Source organism: Pseudomonas auratipiscis (assembly GCF_036324085.1).
In the GTDB taxonomy this organism is placed as follows: Bacteria; Pseudomonadota; Gammaproteobacteria; order Pseudomonadales; family Pseudomonadaceae; genus Aquipseudomonas; species Aquipseudomonas auratipiscis.
In genome coordinates this window covers 200,401-222,585 of sequence record NZ_JAZDCU010000006.1, presented here as the reverse complement: position 1 = coordinate 222,585, position 22,185 = coordinate 200,401, and the positions used below count along the sequence as shown (strand labels likewise).

Sequence of the window (22,185 nt, the reverse complement as noted above, 5' to 3'; positions counted from 1 at the left end):
GTCGAAGGCAGCACCCGCTGCAATAGCTGAAGGAGTTCTCCCTGCAGTCTCGGAAGCTGTTTCTGGAACAAGACCTGGCCAATTCCACCTTACCGCGTAGAAGGAGCCATCATGGATGATGAACTCATGCTGGACTGGCAAACACAACTACGTCTTGCCGGATAACCTGAGCGGAAAACAAGCATAAAAAAAGGGCGACCCGAAGGCCGCCCTTTTTTGATCCAAGCAGAACTTAGTTCTGTTTGGCCATTGCCTGACGCAGCAGCGCGGCCATGGTGGTATCAGCAGCTTCCGGAGCAGTTTCTTTCAGGCTCTGGATGGCTTCTTTCTCTTCAGCGTCGTCTTTCGACTTGATGGAGAGGCTGATTACGCGGCTCTTGCGGTCAACGCTGATGATCTTGGCTTCGATCTCTTCGCCTTCCTTCAGAACGTTACGCGCGTCTTCAACGCGGTCACGGCTGATTTCGGAAGCTTTCAGAGTAGCTTCGATGTCGTCGGCCAGGGTGATGATGGCGCCTTTGGCGTCAACTTCTTTTACAACACCCTTAACGATTGCACCCTTGTCGTTCGTTTGAACGTACTCGGAGAACGGATCGCTTTCCAGCTGCTTGATGCCCAGCGAGATGCGCTCACGCTCTGGATCAACAGACAGGATGACGGTGTCCAGCTCGTCGCCCTTCTTGAAGCGACGTACGGCTTCTTCGCCGACTTCGTTCCAGGAGATGTCCGACAGGTGAACCAGGCCGTCGATGCCGCCGTCCAGACCAATGAAGATACCGAAATCGGTGATCGACTTGATGGTGCCGGAGATCTTGTCGCCCTTGTTGAACTGGCCAGAGAAGTCTTCCCATGGGTTCGACTTGCACTGTTTGATGCCCAGGGAGATACGACGACGCTCTTCGTCGATGTCCAGAACCATAACTTCCACTTCGTCGCCGACTTGTACGACTTTCGAAGGGTGGATGTTCTTGTTGGTCCAGTCCATTTCGGAAACGTGCACCAGACCTTCCACGCCTTCTTCCAGCTCTGCGAAGCAGCCGTAGTCGGTCAGGTTGGTAACACGCGCCATTACGCGAGTGCTTTCTGGGTAACGAGCTTTGATAGCAACCCATGGGTCTTCACCCAGTTGCTTCAGGCCCAGGGATACACGGTTACGCTCACGATCGTACTTCAGAACCTTGACATCGATCTCGTCGCCAACGTTGACGATTTCCGATGGGTGCTTGATACGCTTCCAGGCCATGTCGGTGATGTGCAGCAAGCCATCAACGCCGCCCAGGTCAACGAATGCGCCGTAGTCGGTGAGGTTCTTGACGATACCTTTGACCTGCTGGCCTTCCTGCAGCGATTCCAGCAGAGCTTCGCGCTCGGCGCTGTTTTCGGCTTCCAGGACACTGCGACGGGAAACGACAACGTTGTTGCGCTTCTGGTCCAGCTTGATGACCTTGAATTCCAGCTCTTTGCCTTCGAGGTGGGTGGTGTCGCGCACTGGGCGGACATCAACCAGGGAGCCCGGCAGGAACGCACGGATACCGTTAACGTCGACAGTGAAGCCGCCTTTAACTTTACCGTTGATAACGCCCTTGACCACTTCTTCGGCGGCGAAAGCTGCTTCCAGAACAATCCAGCACTCGGCGCGCTTGGCTTTTTCACGGGACAGTTTGGTTTCGCCAAAGCCGTCTTCGACCGCGTCCAGCGCAACGTGAACTTCGTCACCGACCTTGATGGTCAGCTCGCCAGCTTCGTTGTAGAACTGCTCGAGCGGGATGACGCCCTCGGACTTCAGGCCAGCGTGTACGGTAACCCAGTCGCCGTCGATGTCGACAACGATACCGGTGATGATCGCACCCGGCTGAAGATTGAGGGTTTTCAGGCTTTCTTCAAAGAGTTCTGCAAAGCTTTCGCTCATTTTAATTCCTGTAAATTAGGGCGAAACATACGCCCATCAGCCACATTCCAGACAATGTGGGTTTCGTTCATATAAAGGAAAGCGGACAGGACGTTGACTGGTGCCCCTGTCTGCTTACCTGGTCATCAGGCGATATCGCGAAGTGCGATTTCACTCTTGATGCGTTGCAACACCTGCTCGATGGACAACTCCGTGGAATCCAGCTGTATCGCGTCGGCCGCCGGTTTGAGCGGGGCCACTGCGCGCTGGGTGTCACGCTCATCGCGCGCACGAATCTCATCTAGCAGACTCGACAGACTAACATCTTCGCCTTTGCCCTTCAACTGCAAGTAACGTCGACGGGCACGCTCCTCGGCGCTGGCGGTCAGAAAAACCTTCAAGGGCGCATCGGGAAACACCACCGTACCCATGTCGCGACCGTCGGCGATCAGCCCCGGCGCTTCCTGGAACGCGCGCTGACGCTGCAACAATGCATCACGCACCGCAGGTAGCGAGGCGACCATCGAGGCCCCGGCACCAACGGTTTCGGTACGAATCACATTGCTGACATCCTCACCCTCGAGAATGATCTGCTGCAATTTGCCTGGTTCGGCGGCAATAAACTGCACATCCAGGTGTGCCGCCAACTTGACCAGCAACTCTTCATTGGTCAGGTCAACGCCATGATTGGTGGCAGCGAACGCCAACAGGCGATAAAGCGCACCCGAGTCCAGCAGTTTCCAGTTCAGCTCACGCGCCAGAAGACCGGCAACGGTACCTTTACCCGAGCCACTTGGACCGTCGATAGTGATAACTGGCGCTACGCTCACGGCTTGCCCTCTTCTGCAACACGGATCCCGACTTCAGCGCACAGCGACAGGAAGTTCGGGAACGAAGTAGCAACGTTTGCACAATCATGGATACGAATTGGCGCAGTGGCACGCAGCGAAGCAACACTGAAGGCCATGGCAATACGGTGGTCGCCGTGCCCGTGCACTTCACCGCCGCCAATCGGACCACCCTCAATGATGATACCGTCCGGAGTCGGCTCGCACTTCACACCCAGGGTCAGCAGGCCATCAGCCATGACCTGGATGCGGTCGGATTCCTTGACCCGCAGCTCTTCGGCGCCGCGCAGTACGGTGCGCCCTTCAGCACACGCCGCGGCTACGAACAGCACCGGGAATTCGTCGATAGCCAATGGCACCAGGTGCTCTGGAATCTCGATACCCTTGAGTTTAGCGCCGCGTACGCGCAGGTCTGCGACCGGCTCACCGCCTACTTCACGCTGGTTTTCCAGGGTGATGCTACCGCCCATCAGGTTGAGGATATCAATCACACCAGTACGGGTCGGGTTGATACCCACGTGCTCGAGCACCAGCTCCGAACCTTCGGCAATCGACGCGGCTACCAGGAAGAAAGCTGCCGAGGAGATGTCAGCCGGCACTTCGATGTGGGTCGCAGTGAGCTTGCCGCCTGCTTCCAGGGAGGCAGTCGGGCCATCGACCTCAACCGTGTAGCCGAAGCCGCGCAGCATACGCTCGGTGTGGTCACGGGTAGGTGCAGGCTCGGTGATGGTTGTCTTGCCTTCGGCGTACAGGCCGGCCAGCAGCAGGCAGGATTTCACCTGAGCACTGGCCATTGGCAGGGTGTAGGTCAGCGCCTTGAGCTTGTGACCGCCACGAATGGTCATCGGTGGACGACCTTCTGCTGCAGTCTCGATCACCGCACCCATTTCCCGCAAAGGATTGGCAACACGGTTCATCGGACGCTTGGACAGCGACGCATCGCCGGTCAGCACGGTATCGAAAGGTTGCGCGGCCAGCAAGCCTGAGAGCAGGCGCATGGATGTGCCGGAGTTACCCAGGTAGATCGGGCCCGGCGGCGGCTTCAGGCCATTGAGGCCGACGCCGTGAATGGTCACTCGACCATGGTGCGGGCCTTCAATGACTACGCCCATGTCGCGGAACGCCTGCAGGGTCGCCAGCGCGTCTTCACCCTCAAGGAAGCCTTCGACTTCAGTGGTGCCTTCGGCCAGGGAGCCCAGCATGATCGAGCGATGGGAAATCGATTTGTCGCCTGGTACGCGAATTCGGCCAGACAGTTGGCCACCAGGTTTTGCCAGGAAAATCAGGTCGTTGGAGTTCATAGCGTCCACATAGGCCCGGCGGGCCAGGATTTTACTGAAATGCTCGCGGGCAACCCGGGCGCGCGTGAAGACGCCCAGCAATTGATGCCCATCCCCTGCATCGACCGCGTCGCGCAAGGCGTCGAGGTCGCTGCGAAATGTATCGAGTGTGCGCAGAACAGCTTCGCGGTTGGCGAGAAATATGTCGTGCCACATAACCGGGTCGCTTCCGGCGATTCTTGTGAAATCGCGGAAACCTCCGGCAGCGTAACGGAAGATATCCAGGTTTTCATTGCGTTTGGCCAGCGAATCGACCAAACCAAAGGCCAGCAGGTGCGGCAGGTGGCTGGTCGCCGCCAGTACTTCATCGTGGCGCTCGACCTGCATGTGCTCGACGTCGGCGTCCAGCGCACGCCAGAGCTGATCGACCAGCGCCAGGGCTTCTGGTGCGGTTTCAGCCAACGGCGTGAGAATCACCTTGTGACGGCGAAACAGCGCAGCATTGGAGGCCTCTACCCCGCTTTGCTCGGAGCCGGCAATCGGGTGCCCGGGCACGAAGCAAGGCAGATGCCCACCCAAGGCCTCACGCGCAGCACGCACCACATTACCCTTGGCGCTGCCGACATCTGTCAGCACCGCCTGCCCAAGATCAAGCTGCGCCAGGCGCGCCAGAAGTTTTTCCATGGCCAGGATCGGCACCGCCAACTGAATGACATCGGCACCGACGCAGGCAACAGCCAGGTCTTCTTCGCAGCGGTCGACCACACCCAGCTCCACCGCCACTTTTCGTGACTGCGGGTCCAGGTCGACACCGACCACTTCGCGGCACAAGCCGCTTTCGCGCAGCCCTTTGGCGAACGAGCCACCAATGAGCCCGAGACCGACCACTACCAAGCGGCCGATAAGCGGCCCGGCTTTGTTTACCACGACTTCAACCACGGGGCAGGACCCTATTCAAATCTGCGTGCACGCCACTCATTACTTCAAAGTACCGCTTTTGGATAGGAACCCAAGACCTTGAGCGCCACGGCCTCCTGGCTGATCTGCTCCAGCACGGCCTTGATCAGCGGATCACGGTGGTGACCGATGAAGTCGATGAAAAACACGTAGGTCCATTTACCACTGCGCGACGGACGGGTTTCGATACGCGTGAGGTCGATGCCGTTCTCGTGGAACGGTACCAACAACTCGTGCAAGGCGCCCGGCTTGTTGCTCATGGAGACGATGATCGAGGTCTTGTCGTCGCCGGTAGGTGGCACTTCCTGACTACCAATCATCAGGAACCGCGTGGAGTTGTCCGGGCGGTCCTCGATTTTCTCGGCCAGGCGGGTCAAGCCATACAGACCTGCAGCCATGTCACCAGCAATGGCAGCCGAGTTCCACTCACCCTTGACCCGCTTGGCAGCTTCGGCGTTGCTCGCTACCGCTACGCGTTCGACGTTCGGGTAGTGGGCGTCCAGCCACTTGCGGCACTGGGCCAGCGACTGGGCGTGGGAGTAGATACGGCTGATACTGTCGGTCTTGGTGTTTTCACCCACCAGCAGGTGATGGTGAATCCGCAGCTCAACTTCGCCACAGATGACCATGTCATGCTCAAGGAAGCTGTCCAGGGTGTGGTTGACGGCACCTTCGGTGGAGTTTTCCACCGGCACCACACCAAAGTTGACGGCACCGGCCGCCACTTCGCGGAACACTTCGTCGATAGCAGCCATCGGCTTGCTGATGACCGCGTGACCGAAGTGCTTCATTGCCGCGGCCTGGGTGAAGGTACCCTCAGGCCCCAGGTAGGCAACCTTCAGCGGTTGCTCCAGGGCCAGGCACGAGGACATGATCTCCCGGAACAGACGGGCCATTTCTTCGTTACCCAGGGGCCCCTGGTTACGGTCCATGACGCGCTTGAGCACCTGGGCTTCACGCTCCGGGCGGTAGAAGATCGGCTCTTCACCGGCAGGCAGTGCTGCCATCTTGACCCGAGCCACTTCCTGGGCACAGCGGGCACGGTCACTGATCAGCTCGAGAATTTTCTCATCGAGGCTGTCAATGCGCACCCGCAGCGCCTTGAGTTCCTGCTCAGACATCAAGCGTGCTCCTTCTCGAATTCAGCCATGTAGCCTACCAGCGCTTCGACCGCGTCCAGGCCCAGGGCGTTGTAGATGGAGGCACGCATGCCGCCCACCGAACGGTGACCCTTGAGGTTGAGCAAGCCACGGGCGTCGGCACCGGCCAGGAAAGCCTTGTCCAGGCGCTCGTCAGCCAGGCGGAACGGTACGTTCATCCAGGAACGGGCGTTGGCACTGATCGGGTTGCTGTAAAACTCGCTGCTGTCGATAAAGCCGTACAGGCGATCTTTCTTGGCCCGATTGCGTTTCTCCATGGCTTCAACGCCGCCTTGCTCCTTGAGCCACTCGAAGACCAGGCCCGAGAGGTACCAGGAATAGGTCGCCGGGGTGTTGTACATCGAGCCGTTGTCGGCGGCGACCTTGTAGTCGAGCATGGTCGGGCAACTGCTGCGGGCGCGACCGAGCAGGTCTTCGCGGACAATTACAACGACCAGGCCGCTTGGGCCAATGTTTTTCTGTGCGCCGGCGTAGATAAGACCGAAATCGGAAACATCGACCGGACGGGAAAGGATGTCCGAGGACATGTCGACGACCAGCGGTACGCCACCGGTCTGCGGCACCCAGTCGAACTCCAGACCACCGATGGTCTCGTTCGAGGCGTAATGCACGTAGGCGGCACCCGGCGTCAGGTTCCACTCGTTCTGACCAGGGATGTTCAGGTAGTCGTAGGGTTTGGCGCTGGCAGCAACGTTGATGTTGCCGAAGCGACGGGCTTCTTCAATGGCTTTTTTCGACCAGATACCGGTTTCGATATAGTCGGCAGTGCCATTTTCAGGCAGCAGGTTCAAGGGGATTTCGGCGAACTGCTGGCTCGCACCGCCCTGCAGGAACAGCACTTTATAGTTGGTGGGAATGGACATCAGGTCGCGCAGATCCTGCTCGGCCTTTTCGGCAATGGCCACGTAGTCGTCGCTACGGTGACTCATTTCCATCACTGACAGACCCTTGCCATTCCAATCCAGCATTTCGGCCTGGGCGCGCTGCAGAACAGCATCGGGAAGCGCAGCAGGGCCTGCGCAGAAGTTAAAGGCTCGTTTGCTCACATCCACTCTCGCTCTGCTCATGATGTCCGGGGAGCGGGCCGTGCGTTGCAAACCTGCAGCGCTACGGCCACCCCACCTGGATTACGCTACTGTTGGTTATTCCTGCGGCGCCTCTTCGTCGCCAGCGGCAGCGGCCTCTGGTGCTTCAACGGCGTCAGCATCTTCCTCGTAGTCTTCGTCGCCTTCCTCTTCGGATGGCTCCTGGACACGTTCCAGACCTACCAGGGTCTCGTCACTGGCCAGCTTGATCAGGGTGACACCCTGGGTGTTACGACCCAAGCTGGAAACCTCACCAACGCGGGTACGGACCAAGGTGCCCTGGTCGGAAATCAGCATGATTTCTTCGCCTTCCTGCACCTGCACCGCACCGACCAGACGGCCGTTACGCTCGTTGCTGACCATGGCAATAACGCCTTGACCGCCACGCTTGTACTCGGGGAACTCGCCGATTTCGGTACGCTTGCCAAAACCACGTTCGGAGGCGGTGAGGATCTGGCTGCCCTCCTCCGGAATGATCATGGAGATCAGCTTCTGGCCTTCGGCCAGACGCATGCCGCGTACACCACGGGCGGTACGGCCCATGGCCCGAACATCGGACTCTTTGAAACGGGTGACCTTGCCAGCGTCGGAGAACAGCATGACTTCGCGCTCGCCATCGGTGATGGCGGCAGAAATCAGTACGTCACCTTCGTCCAGCTCCAGGGCGATCAGACCGACGCTACGCTGACGGCTGAACGACTCCAGCGGGGTCTTCTTCACGGTACCGTTGGCGGTCGCCATGAAGATGAAGTGACCTTCGGTGTATTCCTCGACCGGCAACATGGTCGAGATGTACTCGCCTTCGTCCAGCGGCAGCAGGTTGACCAGTGGTCGACCGCGCGCGGCACGGGAGGCTTCCGGAATTTCGTAAGTCTTGAGCCAGTACACCTTGCCCTTGCTGGAGAACAGCAACAACGTGGTGTGGCTGTTGGCTACCAGCAGGTGCGAGATGTAGTCCTCGTCCTTGACGCCAGTGGCCGACTTGCCTTTGCCGCCACGACGCTGAGCCTGATAGGCCGCCAGCGGTTGGGTCTTGGCGTAGCCGCCGTGGGAGATGGTCACAACCCGGTCTTCTTCCGGAATCATGTCGCCCAGGGTCAGGTCGAGGCGCGCATCGAGGATTTCGGTGCGGCGCACGTCGCCGTATTCGGCACGGATCAGTTCCAGCTCTTCGCGGATCACTTCCATCAGGCGCTCAGCGCTGTTGAGGATGCGGATCAGCTCGCCAATCTGCTTGAGAATCTCCTGGTACTCGGCCAGCAGCTTCTCGTGCTCCAGACCGGTCAGGCGGTGCAGACGCAGGTCAAGAATGGCCTGGGCCTGTTCCGGCGACAGGAAGTACTTGCCATCACGCAAGCCGAACTGCTCGTCGAGGTTTTCCGGACGGCAGGAGTCGGCACCCGCGCGCTCGACCATGACCTGTACGGCGCTCGATTCCCACGGCGTGCTGATCAGCGCTTCCTTGGCTTCCGACGGCGTCGGCGAAGCCTTGATCAGGGCGATGACCGGATCGATGTTGGACAAGGCAACCGCCTGGCCTTCAAGAATATGGCCACGCTCACGCGCTTTGCGCAGTTCAAACACGGTACGGCGAGTAACAACTTCGCGACGGTGACGAACGAATGCTTCGAGCAGGTCCTTGAGGTTCAGTACCCGTGGGCGGCCATCGATCAGCGCGACCACGTTGATCCCGAAAACGCTCTGCAGCTGGGTCTGGGCGTAGAGATTATTGAGAATAACCTCTGGCACTTCGCCACGACGCAGCTCGATGACGATACGCATACCGTCCTTGTCGGACTCGTCGCGCAGCTCGGTGATGCCTTCGAGTTTCTTTTCCTTGACCAGCTCGGCGATCTTCTCGATCAGACGCGCCTTGTTCAGCTGATACGGCAGCTCGGTAACGACGATCTGCTGACGGCCACCGACCTTGTCGATGTCCTCGACCATCGAGCGTGCACGCATGTAGATGCGCCCACGACCAGTGCGATAGGCCTCGATGATGCCCTGGCGACCGTTGATGATTGCTGCGGTCGGAAAGTCAGGACCCGGGATGAACTGCATCAGTTCATCAATGGAGATTTCCGGATTGTCGATCAGCGCCAGGCAACCGTCGATGACTTCACCGAGGTTGTGCGGCGGGATGTTGGTTGCCATGCCCACGGCAATACCGCTGGAACCGTTGACCAGCAGGTTGGGGATCTTGGTCGGCATGACCGCCGGGATCAGCTCGGTGCCGTCGTAGTTGGGCACCCAATCGACGGTTTCCTTGTGCAGGTCGGCCAGCAGCTCATGGGCCAGCTTGGTCATGCGCACTTCGGTGTATCGCATGGCCGCGGCATTGTCGCCGTCCACCGAACCGAAGTTGCCCTGGCCGTCGACCAGCAGGTACCGCAGCGAGAATGGCTGCGCCATACGTACGATGGTGTCGTATACAGCCGTATCACCATGCGGGTGGTACTTACCGATCACGTCACCGACCACACGGGCGGATTTCTTGTACGGTTTGTTCCAGTCGTTACCCAGTTCGCTCATCGCATACAGAACGCGGCGATGCACGGGCTTCAAGCCATCACGCGCATCGGGCAGTGCACGCCCGACAATGACGCTCATCGCGTAGTCGAGGTAGGACTGTCTCAGTTCGTCTTCGATATTGACCGGGAGGATTTCTTTGGCCAGTTCGCCCATGAGAAGCCTGATTCCTTTTTCTGGTGAAACCTCGTCACATCCATATGGGACGAACGAAGCTCGCCGCTGCAAAGTGACTCCTTGCAGCGACTTACGACAAATCAACGAGTTAAGCCATGGATCTGCGCAGTAAAGACAGCCTCATAAGGCTGCCTTGGAAACCGTCGGATGTTACCACAATCGCCCAGACGGTGGGAGTAGGCTGCGGCACTACTACCCTACTGCTCGTCAGTAACGCCCGCCAGGCCGTACCAGCAGGCCGCAAGCGCAGGCAAACACTCAATGCAACCGCTTGCGACACATCAGTTGCGCCATCTTTACCGTGTCCGGACGTTCGACAATACCTTTCTCGGTGACAATGACATCAATCAGGTCCGCCGGGGTTACATCAAATACCGGATTGAACGCGTCGACCTCGGCGCCCACGCGCTGGCCGGCAATTTCCATCAGTTCGCTGGCATTGCGCTCTTCCAGAAGGATGTCTTCACCGCTGTCCAGGTTCAGGTCGATGCTCGAACTCGAGGCAACCACCATGAAGCGCACGCCGTGGTGCATGGCATTGACTGCCAACTGATAAGTACCGATCTTGCTGGCCACGTCGCCATTGGCGCTAATGCGCTCGGCACCGACAATAACCCAGGTAATACCCTTGGTTTTCATCAAGTGGGCGGCAGCGGCATCGGCATTGACGGTCAAGGGAATGCCATCGTTGGCCAACTCCCAGGCCGTCAGCCGCGAACCTTGCAACCATGGCCGGGTTTCGTCGACATACACCCGTTCAACCATGCCCTCCAGAAAAGCTGCACGAATGACCCCCAAGGCCGTGCCGAAACCGCCGGTTGCCAACGCACCAGCGTTACCGTGGGTAAGCACCGCCTGCTCGTTGCCCTGATGCTTGCGAATCAGCTCGGCGCCCAACTGGGCCATAGTCAGGTTTGCTTCTCGATCGCTGTCGTGGATGGCAATGGCTTCGGCCTCCATGATGGCCGCCACATCCTCACCTTCCTTGATTCGCAGCAGACGCTCGCGCATGCGATTGAGCGACCAGAACAGGTTGGCGCCGGTTGGACGCGAATGCAGCAGGGTCTCGAAGTCTTCCTCCAGGGCCATTTCCCAATCGTCGCCCTCAGCCAGGCGCTGGCGCACGGCCATGGCCAGGCCATAGGCCGCACAAATGCCGATGGCAGGCGCACCGCGCACTCGCATCGACGCAATGGCTTGCGCCACCTGGGCTGCATCGGAACAGGCTTGCCAGCGCTCTTCAGCTGGCAGAACGCACTGGTCGAGCAAGTACAAGATGCCATCACGCCAATCGATGGCGTTCACCTTCTCTGCTGCCAGTAGTCGATCGCGCATGCCTCACCCCGTCATTCGGACATCAAAAGCGCACGATTATAGCGAGCCCCAGGCGCAGACGCTCGGGTATACTTCGCCCTCAGCCCATGTGTCCCAGGAAAATCCTGCCATGCCCAAACCCGCTACACCGCTCGACCTGTTGCTCCTGCCTACCTGGCTGGTGCCTGTCGAACCTGCCGGGGTGGTATTGAAGGATCATGGCCTGGGTATCCGTGATGGCCACATTGTTTTCATCGGCACCCGCGCCGAAGCCGAGCGCTTTGTCGCCAGCGAAACCCGCGAGCTGCCAGGCTGCCTGCTCAGCCCCGGGCTGATCAACGCGCACGGCCATGCCGCCATGACCCTGTTTCGCGGCCTGGCCGACGACCTGCCGCTGATGACCTGGCTCGAAGAACACATTTGGCCGGCCGAAGGCCGCTGGGTGGATGAAGCATTCGTGCGTGATGGCACCGACCTGGCGATCGCCGAGCAGATCAAAGGTGGCGTTACCTGTTTTTCCGACATGTACTTCTTCCCCAAGGTCGCCAGTGAACGGGTACACAACAGTGGTATCCGTGCGCAAATCGCCGTACCGCTGCTCGACTTTGCGATACCAGGCGCACGCACCGCCGAAGACGGCCTGCATCAGGCGGTTGAATTGTTCGGCGACCTGCGCTACCACCCACGCATAACCGTGGCCATGGGCCCGCATGCCCCGTACACGGTGAGCGACGAAAATCTGGAAAAAATCCGCGTCATCGCCGAAGAACTCGATGCACCGATACACATGCACATCCACGAAACCGCGTTCGAGGTGGAGCAATCGCTGGCCACCCGCAACGAGCGCCCACTGGCCCGCCTGGCGCGCCTGGGCCTGCTCGGCCCGCGCCTGCAGGCTGTGCACATGACTCAGATCAGCGACGACGACCTGGCCCTGCTGGTAGAAAGCAACACCAGTGTGGTGCATTGCCCGGAATCCAACCTCAAGCTGGCCAGTGGTTTCTGCCCCGTGGAGCGTTTGTGGCAAGCGGGTGTCAATGTAGCTGTGGGTACCGATGGCGCAGCCAGCAACAACGACCTCGACCTGCTTGGTGAAACCCGCACCGCCGCCTTGCTGGCCAAGGCAGTGGCCGGCTCGGCTGCTGCTCTGGATGCACACCGGGCCTTGCGTATGGCCACCCTCAATGGGGCACGGGCGCTGGGCCTGGAAGCAGTGACAGGTTCGCTGGAAGTGGGCAAGGCTGCCGACATGGTCGCATTCGATCTGTCGGGATTGGCCCAGCAGCCACTCTACGAGCCGGTTTCACAACTGATCTACACCAGCAATCGTGACTGCGTGAAGCATGTCTGGGTTGCTGGTCAACAATTGCTCGATGAGCGCCGCCTGACCCGCATGGACGAGCAGGCCCTGCATGCCGCCGCCTGCGCCTGGGGCCAGCGGATCGGCGAGCGTAGCGAATAACCGGCCGGCCGCTGAGGCTGCCAGCCCGTGACACCTTTAATCAAAGTTTCAGAGGAGCGCTCCATGAGCAACGTCGACCACGCAGAAATCGCTAAATTCGAAGCCCTGGCCCATCGCTGGTGGGACCGTGAAAGCGAATTCAAGCCCCTGCACGACATCAACCCACTGCGGGTCAACTGGATTGACGAACGGGTCAAGCTGGCCGGTAAGAAGGTTCTCGACGTCGGTTGCGGCGGCGGCATCCTCAGCGAGGCCATGGCTCAGCGCGGCGCCACTGTCATGGGTATCGACATGGGTGAAGCACCATTGGCCGTGGCACGCCTGCATCAGCTCGAGTCCGGCGTAGAGGTGGAATACCGCCAGACCACCGCCGAGGCGCTGGCCGAAGAAATGCCCGGGCAGTTCGACGTGGTGACCTGCCTTGAGATGCTCGAGCACGTGCCTGATCCTTCTTCGGTGATCCGTGCCTGCTACCGCATGGTCAAGCCCGGCGGCCAGGTGTTCTTCTCGACCATCAACCGCAACCCCAAGGCTTATCTGTTCGCGATCATCGGCGCTGAATACATCATGAAGCTGCTGCCGCGCGGCACCCACGACTTCAAGAAGTTCATCCGCCCTTCCGAGCTCGGCGCCTGGAGCCGTGAAGCCGGCCTGAACGTCAAGGACATCATCGGCCTGACCTACAACCCGTTGACCAAGCACTACAAGCTGGCCAACGATGTCGACGTCAATTACATGATCCAGACCCTGCGCGAGGAATGAGCATGCGCCTGAGAGCAGTACTTTTCGACATGGACGGCACCCTGCTCGACACGGCGCCGGACTTTATCGCCATCTGCCAGGCGATGCTCGCCGAACGTGGCCTGCCGGCAATCGACGACCAGCGCATCCGCGACGTGGTCTCCGGCGGTGCCAAGGCGATGGTAGCGGTTACCTTCAACCTTGACCCAGAAGCACCGGAATTCGAAGCCCTGCGCCTGGAGTTCCTCGAGCGCTACCAACAAGGTTGTGCGGTTCACAGCAAACTCTACGACGGCATGGCTGAATTGCTCGCCGACATCGAGAAAGGCAACCTGCTGTGGGGCGTAGTCACCAACAAGCCGGTGCGTTTCGCCGAGCCGATCATGCAGCAGCTGGGCCTGGCCGAACGCTCGGCCCTGCTAATTTGCCCCGATCACGTGAAGAACAGCAAGCCAGACCCCGAGCCGCTGATCCTTGCCTGCAAAACCTTGAACCTGGACCCGGCCAGCGTGCTGTTTGTCGGTGATGACCTGCGCGACATCGAGTCTGGTCGTGATGCCGGCACCCGCACCGCAGCGGTGCGCTATGGCTACATTCACCCGGACGACAACCCCAACAACTGGGGTGCGGATGTTGTGGTCGATCATCCGCTGGAGCTGCGCAAGGTGCTCGATAGCGCACTCTGCGGCTGCTGATTTGGTCACGCGGGCAAGCCCCCACAGGCTGGTAGTCTCCCCTGTGGGAGCGGGCTTGCCCAGCGATGAAACGTCCCACTTCCCACGAGGTAACCCCATGTTCGAATATTCCGCCCGCCCCGACCTGCTGCAAGGCCGGACCATCATGGTCACCGGCGCTGGTCGTGGAATCGGTGCAGCTGCGGCCAAGGCCTACGCCGCCCACGGCGCGACCGTACTGTTACTGGGCAAGACTGAAGGCAACCTGAGCCAGGTCTACGATGAGATCGAAGCGGCCGGCCACCCCAAGCCTGCGGTGATTCCATTCAACCTGGAAACCGCGTTGCCGCATCAGTACGACGAACTGGCAGCAATGATTGAAAACGAGTTCGGCCACATCGACGGCTTGCTGCACAACGCCTCGATCATTGGCCCGCGCACGCCGCTGGAGCAGTTGTCTGGCGATAACTTCATGCGCGTCATGCAAGTCAACGTCAACGCCATGTTCATGCTCACCAGCACCCTGCTGCCGCTGCTCAAGCTGTCTAAGGATGCATCGGTGATCTTCACTTCCAGCAGCGTCGGGCGCAAAGGCCGGGCCTACTGGGGCGCCTACGGTGTGTCGAAGTTCGCCACCGAAGGGTTGATGCAAACCCTCGCCGACGAACTGGAAAACGTGGCCCCGGTTCGCGCCAACAGCATCAACCCAGGCGCCACCCGCACCAGCATGCGTGCCCAGGCTTACCCGGGCGAGAACCCGGAGAACAACCCGTTGCCTGAGCAAATCATGCCGGTCTACCTGTACTTGATGGGCCCGGACAGCACTGGCGTCAACGGCCAGGCGTTCAACGCCCAGTAAGCTCAGCTCTCTACCAGTTCCGCCTGAACCCGGGCGGGCTGGTGCTGTTCCAGTTGCATGCAGCGCTCCAGAAACAAGTACATGTAGTCGTAGCTCTTGCACACCGCCCGCCGCAGCTCGGTCTGCAGCGCCTGGGTTGGATGATTGCCCGCCAGGGTGCAGACGATTTCCAGTGCTTCCCATGGGTGGGCGTCATCGTACTGGGCATGCATCTTCAGCCACTTCATGGCGCGCTTGCGACCCTCCTCGGGGAAGCCCTGGGCATAAACGCCGGTAGAGCACACCACCGCCGACCATTCGCCCGTCGCACCTTCGATTGCATAGTTGGTCGCCGCCACCGCCACCACCAGCGAATCGGCTGCACAGGTGTGCCAGCACCAATCGCTCAATGCGTTGAGCTCAGCCGGCACTTCCTGGGCCTGCAGGTCTTCCAGGCTAACGCCATGGGCCTGGCTCCAGTACAGCCAGTAATCGGCATGATTGAGCTCGACACGAATGTTGCGCATCAACCAGCGACGCGCCATGTCTTCGCCGGGATGGCGGGCGTAGCGGGTCTTGGTCAGGTTCTTGGCCATGTACAGGGAAAACTGTTCGACTACCGGCCAGCCGCCAATCAGGTACTGGCGCATGGTGCGGGCGCTGAGCCGGCCATCTCGCATACGCTGGTAAAGTTCGTGTTCGACTACCCGACGCTTGCTCTCATGACAGTCTTTGATCAACTGCTGGGCCCAGAGCGGGTAACTGGTGGGGTCCATCAATGGACCGGTACGAACAAACGCGTCAATCACTTTTAGCTCCTTGTTCCTTGTGATTATTCGTGCAGATTTCAGCGAAAAGTCCCTGGTGCCTTGAACAACAAAGGCCTTGCTGCAATCCGTTGGCGCTGCAAGCTGTCGCAGGTAAAGGCCTGCGGTCGCTCGATCAGGTAGCCCTGGGCGTAGTCGACGCCTATTTCCTGCAGGGCTTGCTCAATCAACGGCGTTTCGACGAACTCGGCAATGGTGCATTTGCCCATGACATGGCCGATATGATTGATGACCTCAACCATAGCTCGATTGACCGGGTCATCGAGCATGTCCTTGACGAAACTGCCGTCGATTTTCAGGAAATCCACGGGCAGATGCTTCAAGTAAGCAAATGACGACATTCCGGCGCAGAAGTCATCCAGCGAGAACCGGCAACCGAGGCTTTTCAGCTCGTTGATAAAGCGTATGGCACTGCCCAGATTGGCAATGGCACTGGTTTCGGTGATCTCGAAACAGATCATTTGCGGCGGAATATCATACTCACCGAACAGCCGGCGCAGGTACTCGAGGAATTTGTCATCGCCAATGCTGCTACCCGATAGATTGATCGCACACATGGCCAGTGGGCCATCACCGCGCTCATCCAGGCACTGGCGAATCACCTCGAAAACATTGCGTACCACCCAACGATCCAGCGCAGTCATCAAACCGTAGCGCTCGGCGGCTGGAATGAAACTGTCGGGCAGGATGATGCGCCCGTTTTCATCCTGCAGGCGCAGGAGAATTTCGATGTGCCCTGCCCCGTCATGCGCCCCGAGGGCCGCTATTTCCTGGGCGTACAGGCAGAAGCGGTTTTCTTCCAATGCCACATGCAGCCGCTGAATCCAGGCCATTTCGCCGAAACGCATGGACAACTCGCTGTCGTCGGCATGGTACACCTGGACCCGATTGCGGCCCTTTTCCTTGGCCATGTAGCACGCCATATCCGCCGCCCGCAGCGAAGCCTCAAGGGTGACGGGCGCTTGGGCAACATGCACCAAGCCGATGCTCACGGTGGTCATGAACGGGCGGTTCTTCCAGACAAAATGCAGGTTCTGGACGGCTTGGCGCAAGCTTTCAGCAATGCGCTCCGCCTGCTCGTGGCCACAATTCTCAAGGAGGATACCGAACTCATCACCGCCCAGGCGCGCCAGGGTATCGCCTTCGCGCAATCCCGCCTGCAGCACGGCACAGATATGCCTGAGCAGTTCGTCACCGGCGGCATGCCCACAGGTGTCGTTGACCAGCTTGAACTGGTCAAGATCGAGGAACATCAGCGCGTGCCGCGCCGGCTTACGCGCCAGGGCGTTGAGTGCCTGCTCCAGGCGATACTCGAATTCGCGGCGGTTGGCGAGGCCGGTCAGTGCATCATGGGTCGCCTGCCAGGACAGGTTGGCGATGTACTGACGCTCCTGGGTCATGTCATGCAGAACCAGCACGGTGCCACTTATCTGCCCTTCAGCCATGATCGGTGCACCCACCAGGGTGACCGAGACGGTGCTGCCATCAAGGCGCTGGATCAGCTTGGTATGCTCGGTGCCGCCGCTGAAGTCTCCACCCAGAATGCGTTCGACCAATGTCAGGCTGTTTTTCTCGGCGCTCTCGTCGAGCAGGCTGAACAGCGCCGCCAGGGGCAAGCCCTGGGCCTGGGCCGCATGCCAGTGGGTCAATTGCTCGGCCGCAGGGTTCATGTAAGCGATGCAGCCTTCAACGTCGGTGGTGATCACGCCGTCGCCAATCGACTCCAAGGTAATCTGCGCCCGCTCCTTTTCTACCTCCAAGGCGTTGGCAAAGGCTTGTCGTTGGGCCAGCAACTTGCTTGAGCGCATCCATGCCAAGGCAATCAGAAACAAGGCGGTGGCCAGGTTGGTCACCAGCAGTACCCGCAGCAGTACACGGGAACCTTCGCCCAAAGCATCACTGAACGCTCGGGCCGCAGGCGTTACACCATCGTTGATAGTGGCGATGCGCGCCTTCCATTCGGCCACATCGCTGGCGGTGGCGGTGTTACTGCGAAAGCCGTCCTGCATCTGTTGAGCGACATCGTTGAGCTGCTTCAGAAAGCTATCGCCCACCGACCACAGCTCAATGGCCTTTTCCAGGTAACTGACCTGGCGAAAGTTCAAGTACAACCAGATAAGACTGGAGACATCATCGGGGTGATTGCCGCCCTGCAAAATACCGCGTCGCGCCGCGTCCAGATCCGGTTCGGGCAGATCCAGGGCAGCACGCAGGTCGTGTCCGCCCTGCGGCACGGCGAAGGCAGTCTGGTACTTTGCGAAAACCGCTTCATCGCGATTGTCGGCATACAGGTTGAGGTAATAGATGGCGTCCTTTTGCCCCTTGGACCAAAGGCTCTCCCCTGCTACATAGCCACGTACTGCCGACAAGGCGTAGAGACTGATCCCCCCCAGTAATGCCTGAAACAACACCACGGCGACAAATGGCCAAATGATGCCGAACAAGTTCGGGGCTTCGAGAGTCCTTTTTCGCTTCATGAGGTCCCTTGCACACAGAGCCGGATGAATCTTTATCTTATAAAGGCACAGCCTAGGCTATTTGCTCGCAATACTGGAGAGCTTTTCTCCTTTACACGCAGTTTAAGCTCAACTCTGCTGCAGATGACCATACAGCTTGGCATACAAGCCGCCATCAGCGATCAACTGCTGATGATCGCCATCCTCGGCCACATGCCCACCATCAAACACCAGTACCCGGTCTGCCTGCTTCACTGCTGACAGACGATGGGCAATGATCAACGTAGTGCGCGCACTGAGAAAGCGTGCAAGCGCCTGGTGCAGGTTGTATTCGGTCGCCGCATCGAGGGCCGAGGTCGCTTCGTCGAGAATGACCACCTTGGGCTCGGCCAGCACCATGCGTGCGATTGCCAGGCGCTGGCGCTGGCCACCCGACAGGCGCACGCCCGAGCGGCCCACCACGGTGTCCAGACCACGGGGTAGCGCGGCGATGGTGGTTTCCAACTGGGCAATAGCCAGCGCCTGCCAGCAGGCTTCGTCGCTGCAGTCTCGCCCCATGGTCAGGTTGGCACGCACGGTGTCGTTGAACAGCGACGGATGCTGCAGCACCACAGCGACATGCTCGCGCAAGGTTTCCAGGCCGATGTCCTGCAGGGTCGAACCACCGAAGCGAATGGTACCGGCCTGCGGGCTATAGAGGCCAAGCAGCAACTGCACCAAGGTGCTCTTGCCGCCACCACTGGCCCCGACGATGGCAACTTTTTCACCGGGGGCAATGGACAGGTTCAACTGATCGAGAACCGGTTCGTCGGCATAGGCAAAGCGCAAGCCCTGCACTTCGATACCGACGGTGTCACGACCTCTGAATGGATCGACGCCACCTGGGTATTGCGGCTCGTCGGCACGCGCCAGCAACTCGTTGAGCCGGCTCAATGCGCCGCCTGCAGCGTAGTAGGCGTATTGCAAGTTCAGCAACTGCTCGACCGGGCCAATCATGAACCACAGGTAGCTGAACACTGCCAGCATCTGCCCGATCGACAGGTCGGAAAACAGCACCGTGAGCATCGCTGCCGCGCGGAAAATATCGATGCCGAATTGAAACAACAGACCACTGGCGCGGCCGCTGGCATCACTCTTCCACTGCGAAGCTACCGCGTAATTACGCACTTCCTGGGCACGCAAGCCCAGACGCCCGAGGAAATAGCCCTGACGGTTGCTGGCCCGAATTTCCTGGATGGCATCCAGGGTTTCGGTCAGCGCCTGGGTGAAGCGTGAAGTACTGTCGTTCTCCAGCTTCTTCAGGTGCTTGACCCGCTTACCCAACTGCACCGTGGCAAAAATGACCAAGGGATTGAACAGCAGAATCAACAGCGCCAGCTTCCAGTGCATCCACATCAAGATCGCCGCGGTGCCGGTAAGGGTCAGCATGGCGACCAGGAAGCGGCTGAGGGTTTCACCGACGAACTTGTCCAGGGTATCCAGGTCAGTGACCAGATGAGTGGTCACGGTGCCGCTACCCAGGCTTTCGTACTCTTTGAGGGAAATTCGTTTGAGACGCTCGATCAGGCGAATACGCAGGCGGTAGACAATATCCTTGGCAAGGCCCGCGAACAGCTTGGCCTGGACCACGTTGAAGGCCAGTGCGGCGCACCGCAGGCACAGCGTGAGCACCAGCATCAAACCGATGTAACCTGCCGCTACCTGCCAGCTGCCCGGCAGGAACTGATTCATCCACTTGAGCGCGGCATCACCATGCCCGAGCAATACTTCATCGACCAGCAACGGTAACAACAGCGGGATAGGAACGCTGCACAGGGCCGCCAGTACCGCGACACCGTTGGCAATCCACAGGGCTTTTTTATGCTGCAACGCCAGACGGCGAATTTCCGCCCAGCTCAGCCGATCGGCAACGGCGGGCGCCGGCCCCGGCACAGGGTCGGGTGACCCGGGGACATCAAGCACAGGCAGCCTGCTGCAGCCAGCGGCCGAGCAGCGGACTGAGGGATTCAAGCGGCTGATACCCATTGGTCAACAGCGCCAACTGACCGTTACGTTCCGCCAGCAAGGTTGGAAACCCGGCGATGCCCAGATCCTGCACCCAGGTGATATCGGAGGCCGTGGCCGAACGCACGTCAGCACTGGCAAAGCGCTCGGCAAACAGCCCGCGCTCGTAGCCGGCCTTTTCAGCCAGCTCCACCAGTTTCGGCGCAAGGGTGACGTCTTCACCACCTTGGTAGAACGCCTGCTGGATAGCCGCGAGCAATATCCAGGTGCGCTCCACGTCCAGGCCGCGCGCCGCCACCAATGCCCGACAGGCAGGCTCGGTGTCGTAGACGAAACCTTCCGGCATCGCCCCTTCAAGGGTAAAGGGCTGACCGGTGGCGGTATTAACAGCCTGCCAATGATCAAGAATGTAGCCGCGAGTCGATGCGTCCAGTGCACTGCTGCCGGTACGCAAGCCGCCTGGCACCAGGTGGGTTTCGACACCGGCGTCACGGGCCTGGGCGATCAAGGCCTGCGCGACGGGTGCAAAGCCCCAGCACCAGGAGCACATCGGGTCCATCACATAGAGCAGGCGTGCGGACATCTATCAGGCCTCGGCGGCTTTGCGGTAGTTGTGACCGATTGGGTGCGGCATGTTGCGAGCCTTGGCCAATTCGATCTGCTTCTGCCGGTCAACGGCGCTGCGGCGGGTCTTTTCGCTCAAGCTGTCCCAGCAATGCGGGCAGCTGATACCTGGCGAATAATGCTCGGACGCACGCTCTTCGACGCTGATCGGTGTACGGCAGGCATGGCATTGGTCGTAGTCGCCCTCGCTCAGGTCGTGACGCACAGTGACCCGGTTGTCGAACACGAAGCAGTCGCCCTGCCAGCGGGTTTCTTCCTGCGGTACCTCTTCGAGGTATTTCAGGATGCCGCCTTTAAGATGATAGACCTCTTCGAAACCTTCACCGAGCATGTAGCTGGAGGCTTTTTCGCAACGAATGCCGCCGGTGCAGAACATGGCCACTTTCTTGTGGCGCGATGGGTCGAAGTTGGCCTTGATGTAGTCCGGGAACTCACGAAAGGTGGTGGTTTTCGGATCGATTGCACCATCAAAGGTGCCGATGGCCACTTCGTAGTCATTACGGGTGTCGATGAGCAGTACTTCCGGGTCGCTGATCAGCGCATTCCAGTCCTTGGGCTCAACATAAGTGCCAACCTTGTGGTTCGGGTCTACGCCCGGCACACCCAGGGTAACGATCTCTTTCTTGAGTTTGACCTTGGTGCGATAGAACGGCTGTTCATCGCAATAGGACTCCTTATGATCGATATCCTCGAGCCGTGCGTCGCTGCGCAGCCAGGTCAACAGGCCATCGATCCCTTCGCGGGTGCCCGACACGGTGCCGTTGATGCCTTCTTCGGCCAGCAGCAAGGTGCCCTTGACGTCGTTGCTCAACATGGTTTCGAGCAGCGGTTCGCGCAGTTCGATGTAATCTTTCAGGGTGACGAACTTGTACAGCGCCGCCACGACGATAGCTTGGGTCATGCAATGAATCTCCAGGTGGTCACCCTCGTAAAGGGCGGACCGGATGACAAAAAAAACGCGCCGTCGAGCGGCGCGTTGCACATTCTAGCAAAAACCTGACGATGAAATCAGTGTTTGCTACCACCTGCGCAGGTGGGTGAAGCGGGTGCTGCACCGACCTTCTGCCATTCCTCAGGGGTATAGGTATGCAGGGCCAAGGCATGCACCTGGCCCATCAACTCGCCGAGGGTGGCGTAGACCTTCTGGTGGCGCTTCACGCTGTTCAGGCCAGTGAACTGTTCGCTGACCAGTACAGCTTTGTAATGGGTTTCCTGCCCACGGCTGTGCATATGGCTTTCATCGAGCACCGACAGGTGCTGAGGCGCCAGCGCGGCCAGGCTCTGTTCAATCTTTTGCTGCATGGACATGGCGGGCTCCGCG

General features: G+C 59.6%; 17 protein-coding genes. 4 read left to right on the top strand and 13 right to left on the bottom strand.

Annotated elements, in window-relative coordinates; genetic code table 11:
• Window positions 1-232 precede the first annotated feature (232 nt).
• From rpsA to mtnA, 7 genes are all read right to left on the bottom strand, one after another.
• Entirely contained in the window at window positions 233-1,909 is a 1,677-nt protein-coding gene (gene rpsA, locus V0R60_RS11005; RefSeq protein ID WP_136475070.1) for a 30S ribosomal protein S1, read from the bottom strand.
• A gap of 125 nt (window positions 1,910-2,034) precedes the next feature.
• The gene (gene cmk / locus V0R60_RS11000) at window positions 2,035-2,718 is read right to left on the bottom strand and encodes a (d)CMP kinase (protein WP_136475069.1); all 684 of its coding nucleotides are present in this window, start codon (window positions 2,716-2,718) and stop codon (window positions 2,035-2,037) included.
• Window positions 2,715-4,955 (bottom strand): bifunctional prephenate dehydrogenase/3-phosphoshikimate 1-carboxyvinyltransferase, encoded by a 2,241-nt coding sequence (locus V0R60_RS10995; RefSeq protein ID WP_330079679.1) that lies wholly within the window; start codon window positions 4,953-4,955, stop codon window positions 2,715-2,717. The genes cmk and V0R60_RS10995 overlap by 4 nt, the downstream gene beginning before the upstream one ends.
• A gap of 44 nt (window positions 4,956-4,999) precedes the next feature.
• On the bottom strand, window positions 5,000-6,094 hold the full coding sequence (pheA, locus tag V0R60_RS10990; RefSeq protein WP_136475067.1) for a prephenate dehydratase: 1,095 nt from the start codon (window positions 6,092-6,094) through the stop codon (window positions 5,000-5,002).
• Entirely contained in the window at window positions 6,094-7,179 is a 1,086-nt protein-coding gene (gene serC, locus V0R60_RS10985; RefSeq protein WP_330079678.1) for a 3-phosphoserine/phosphohydroxythreonine transaminase, read from the bottom strand. The genes pheA and serC overlap by 1 nt, the downstream gene beginning before the upstream one ends.
• Before the next feature lie 96 nt (window positions 7,180-7,275).
• The gene (gene gyrA / locus V0R60_RS10980; RefSeq protein ID WP_203542996.1) at window positions 7,276-9,903 is read right to left on the bottom strand and encodes a DNA gyrase subunit A; all 2,628 of its coding nucleotides are present in this window, start codon (window positions 9,901-9,903) and stop codon (window positions 7,276-7,278) included.
• Between the two features lie 279 nt (window positions 9,904-10,182).
• Window positions 10,183-11,259, bottom strand: coding sequence for an S-methyl-5-thioribose-1-phosphate isomerase (mtnA, locus tag V0R60_RS10975; RefSeq protein ID WP_330079677.1), 1,077 nt, complete (start codon window positions 11,257-11,259; stop codon window positions 10,183-10,185).
• 109 nt (window positions 11,260-11,368) lie between these two features.
• Between mtnA and V0R60_RS10970 the strand changes: the two genes are divergently transcribed.
• The 4 genes from V0R60_RS10970 to V0R60_RS10955 all read left to right on the top strand — a co-directional run bounded on the left by V0R60_RS10970 (window position 11,369) and on the right by V0R60_RS10955 (window position 14,974).
• Window positions 11,369-12,700: a TRZ/ATZ family hydrolase gene (locus tag V0R60_RS10970; RefSeq protein WP_330079676.1), complete on the top strand. Its 1,332-nt coding sequence runs from the start codon at window positions 11,369-11,371 to the stop codon at window positions 12,698-12,700.
• Between the two features lie 63 nt (window positions 12,701-12,763).
• On the top strand, window positions 12,764-13,462 hold the full coding sequence (gene ubiG / locus V0R60_RS10965) for a bifunctional 2-polyprenyl-6-hydroxyphenol methylase/3-demethylubiquinol 3-O-methyltransferase UbiG (RefSeq protein ID WP_136475062.1): 699 nt from the start codon (window positions 12,764-12,766) through the stop codon (window positions 13,460-13,462).
• A 2-nt stretch (window positions 13,463-13,464) separates the two neighbouring features.
• On the top strand, window positions 13,465-14,136 hold the full coding sequence (gene mupP, locus V0R60_RS10960; protein WP_136475061.1) for an N-acetylmuramic acid 6-phosphate phosphatase MupP: 672 nt from the start codon (window positions 13,465-13,467) through the stop codon (window positions 14,134-14,136).
• A 97-nt stretch (window positions 14,137-14,233) separates the two neighbouring features.
• Complete coding sequence (locus V0R60_RS10955; protein ID WP_330079675.1) at window positions 14,234-14,974, top strand: YciK family oxidoreductase; 741 nt, start codon at window positions 14,234-14,236, stop codon at window positions 14,972-14,974.
• Window positions 14,975-14,976: 2 nt separating this feature from the next.
• On the opposite strand, the gene V0R60_RS10950 is transcribed toward V0R60_RS10955, so the two are convergent.
• The 6 genes from V0R60_RS10950 to V0R60_RS10925 all read right to left on the bottom strand — a co-directional run bounded on the left by V0R60_RS10950 (window position 14,977) and on the right by V0R60_RS10925 (window position 22,172).
• The gene (locus V0R60_RS10950; protein ID WP_375547273.1) at window positions 14,977-15,729 is read right to left on the bottom strand and encodes a TenA family transcriptional regulator; all 753 of its coding nucleotides are present in this window, start codon (window positions 15,727-15,729) and stop codon (window positions 14,977-14,979) included.
• A gap of 71 nt (window positions 15,730-15,800) precedes the next feature.
• Complete coding sequence (locus tag V0R60_RS10945; RefSeq protein ID WP_330079673.1) at window positions 15,801-18,257, bottom strand: EAL domain-containing protein; 2,457 nt, start codon at window positions 18,255-18,257, stop codon at window positions 15,801-15,803.
• A 108-nt stretch (window positions 18,258-18,365) separates the two neighbouring features.
• The gene (locus tag V0R60_RS10940; protein ID WP_330079672.1) at window positions 18,366-20,198 is read right to left on the bottom strand and encodes an ABC transporter ATP-binding protein; all 1,833 of its coding nucleotides are present in this window, start codon (window positions 20,196-20,198) and stop codon (window positions 18,366-18,368) included.
• On the bottom strand, window positions 20,191-20,823 hold the full coding sequence (locus V0R60_RS10935; RefSeq protein ID WP_330079671.1) for a DsbA family protein: 633 nt from the start codon (window positions 20,821-20,823) through the stop codon (window positions 20,191-20,193). The genes V0R60_RS10940 and V0R60_RS10935 overlap by 8 nt, the downstream gene beginning before the upstream one ends.
• A gap of 3 nt (window positions 20,824-20,826) precedes the next feature.
• On the bottom strand, window positions 20,827-21,765 hold the full coding sequence (trhO, locus tag V0R60_RS10930; protein WP_136475055.1) for an oxygen-dependent tRNA uridine(34) hydroxylase TrhO: 939 nt from the start codon (window positions 21,763-21,765) through the stop codon (window positions 20,827-20,829).
• 107 nt (window positions 21,766-21,872) lie between these two features.
• Window positions 21,873-22,172: a BolA family protein gene (locus tag V0R60_RS10925; RefSeq protein ID WP_136475054.1), complete on the bottom strand. Its 300-nt coding sequence runs from the start codon at window positions 22,170-22,172 to the stop codon at window positions 21,873-21,875.
• Between the last annotated feature and the right edge of the window lie 13 nt (window positions 22,173-22,185).

Coding starts and splice junctions, on each gene's coding strand:
- mupP (WP_136475061.1), top strand. CDS start 13,465: ATGCGCCTGAGAGCAGTACTTTTCGACATGGACGGCACCCTGCTCGAC.
- gyrA (WP_203542996.1), bottom strand. CDS start 9,903: ATGGGCGAACTGGCCAAAGAAATCCTCCCGGTCAATATCGAAGACGAA.
- ubiG (WP_136475062.1), top strand. CDS start 12,764: ATGAGCAACGTCGACCACGCAGAAATCGCTAAATTCGAAGCCCTGGCC.
- rpsA (WP_136475070.1), bottom strand. CDS start 1,909: ATGAGCGAAAGCTTTGCAGAACTCTTTGAAGAAAGCCTGAAAACCCTC.
- V0R60_RS10970 (WP_330079676.1), top strand. CDS start 11,369: ATGCCCAAACCCGCTACACCGCTCGACCTGTTGCTCCTGCCTACCTGG.
- V0R60_RS10955 (WP_330079675.1), top strand. CDS start 14,234: ATGTTCGAATATTCCGCCCGCCCCGACCTGCTGCAAGGCCGGACCATC.
- V0R60_RS10950 (WP_375547273.1), bottom strand. CDS start 15,729: ATGGACCCCACCAGTTACCCGCTCTGGGCCCAGCAGTTGATCAAAGAC.
- pheA (WP_136475067.1), bottom strand. CDS start 6,094: ATGTCTGAGCAGGAACTCAAGGCGCTGCGGGTGCGCATTGACAGCCTC.
- trhO (WP_136475055.1), bottom strand. CDS start 21,765: ATGACCCAAGCTATCGTCGTGGCGGCGCTGTACAAGTTCGTCACCCTG.
- V0R60_RS10935 (WP_330079671.1), bottom strand. CDS start 20,823: ATGTCCGCACGCCTGCTCTATGTGATGGACCCGATGTGCTCCTGGTGC.
- V0R60_RS10945 (WP_330079673.1), bottom strand. CDS start 18,257: ATGAAGCGAAAAAGGACTCTCGAAGCCCCGAACTTGTTCGGCATCATT.
- mtnA (WP_330079677.1), bottom strand. CDS start 11,259: ATGCGCGATCGACTACTGGCAGCAGAGAAGGTGAACGCCATCGATTGG.
- V0R60_RS10925 (WP_136475054.1), bottom strand. CDS start 22,172: ATGTCCATGCAGCAAAAGATTGAACAGAGCCTGGCCGCGCTGGCGCCT.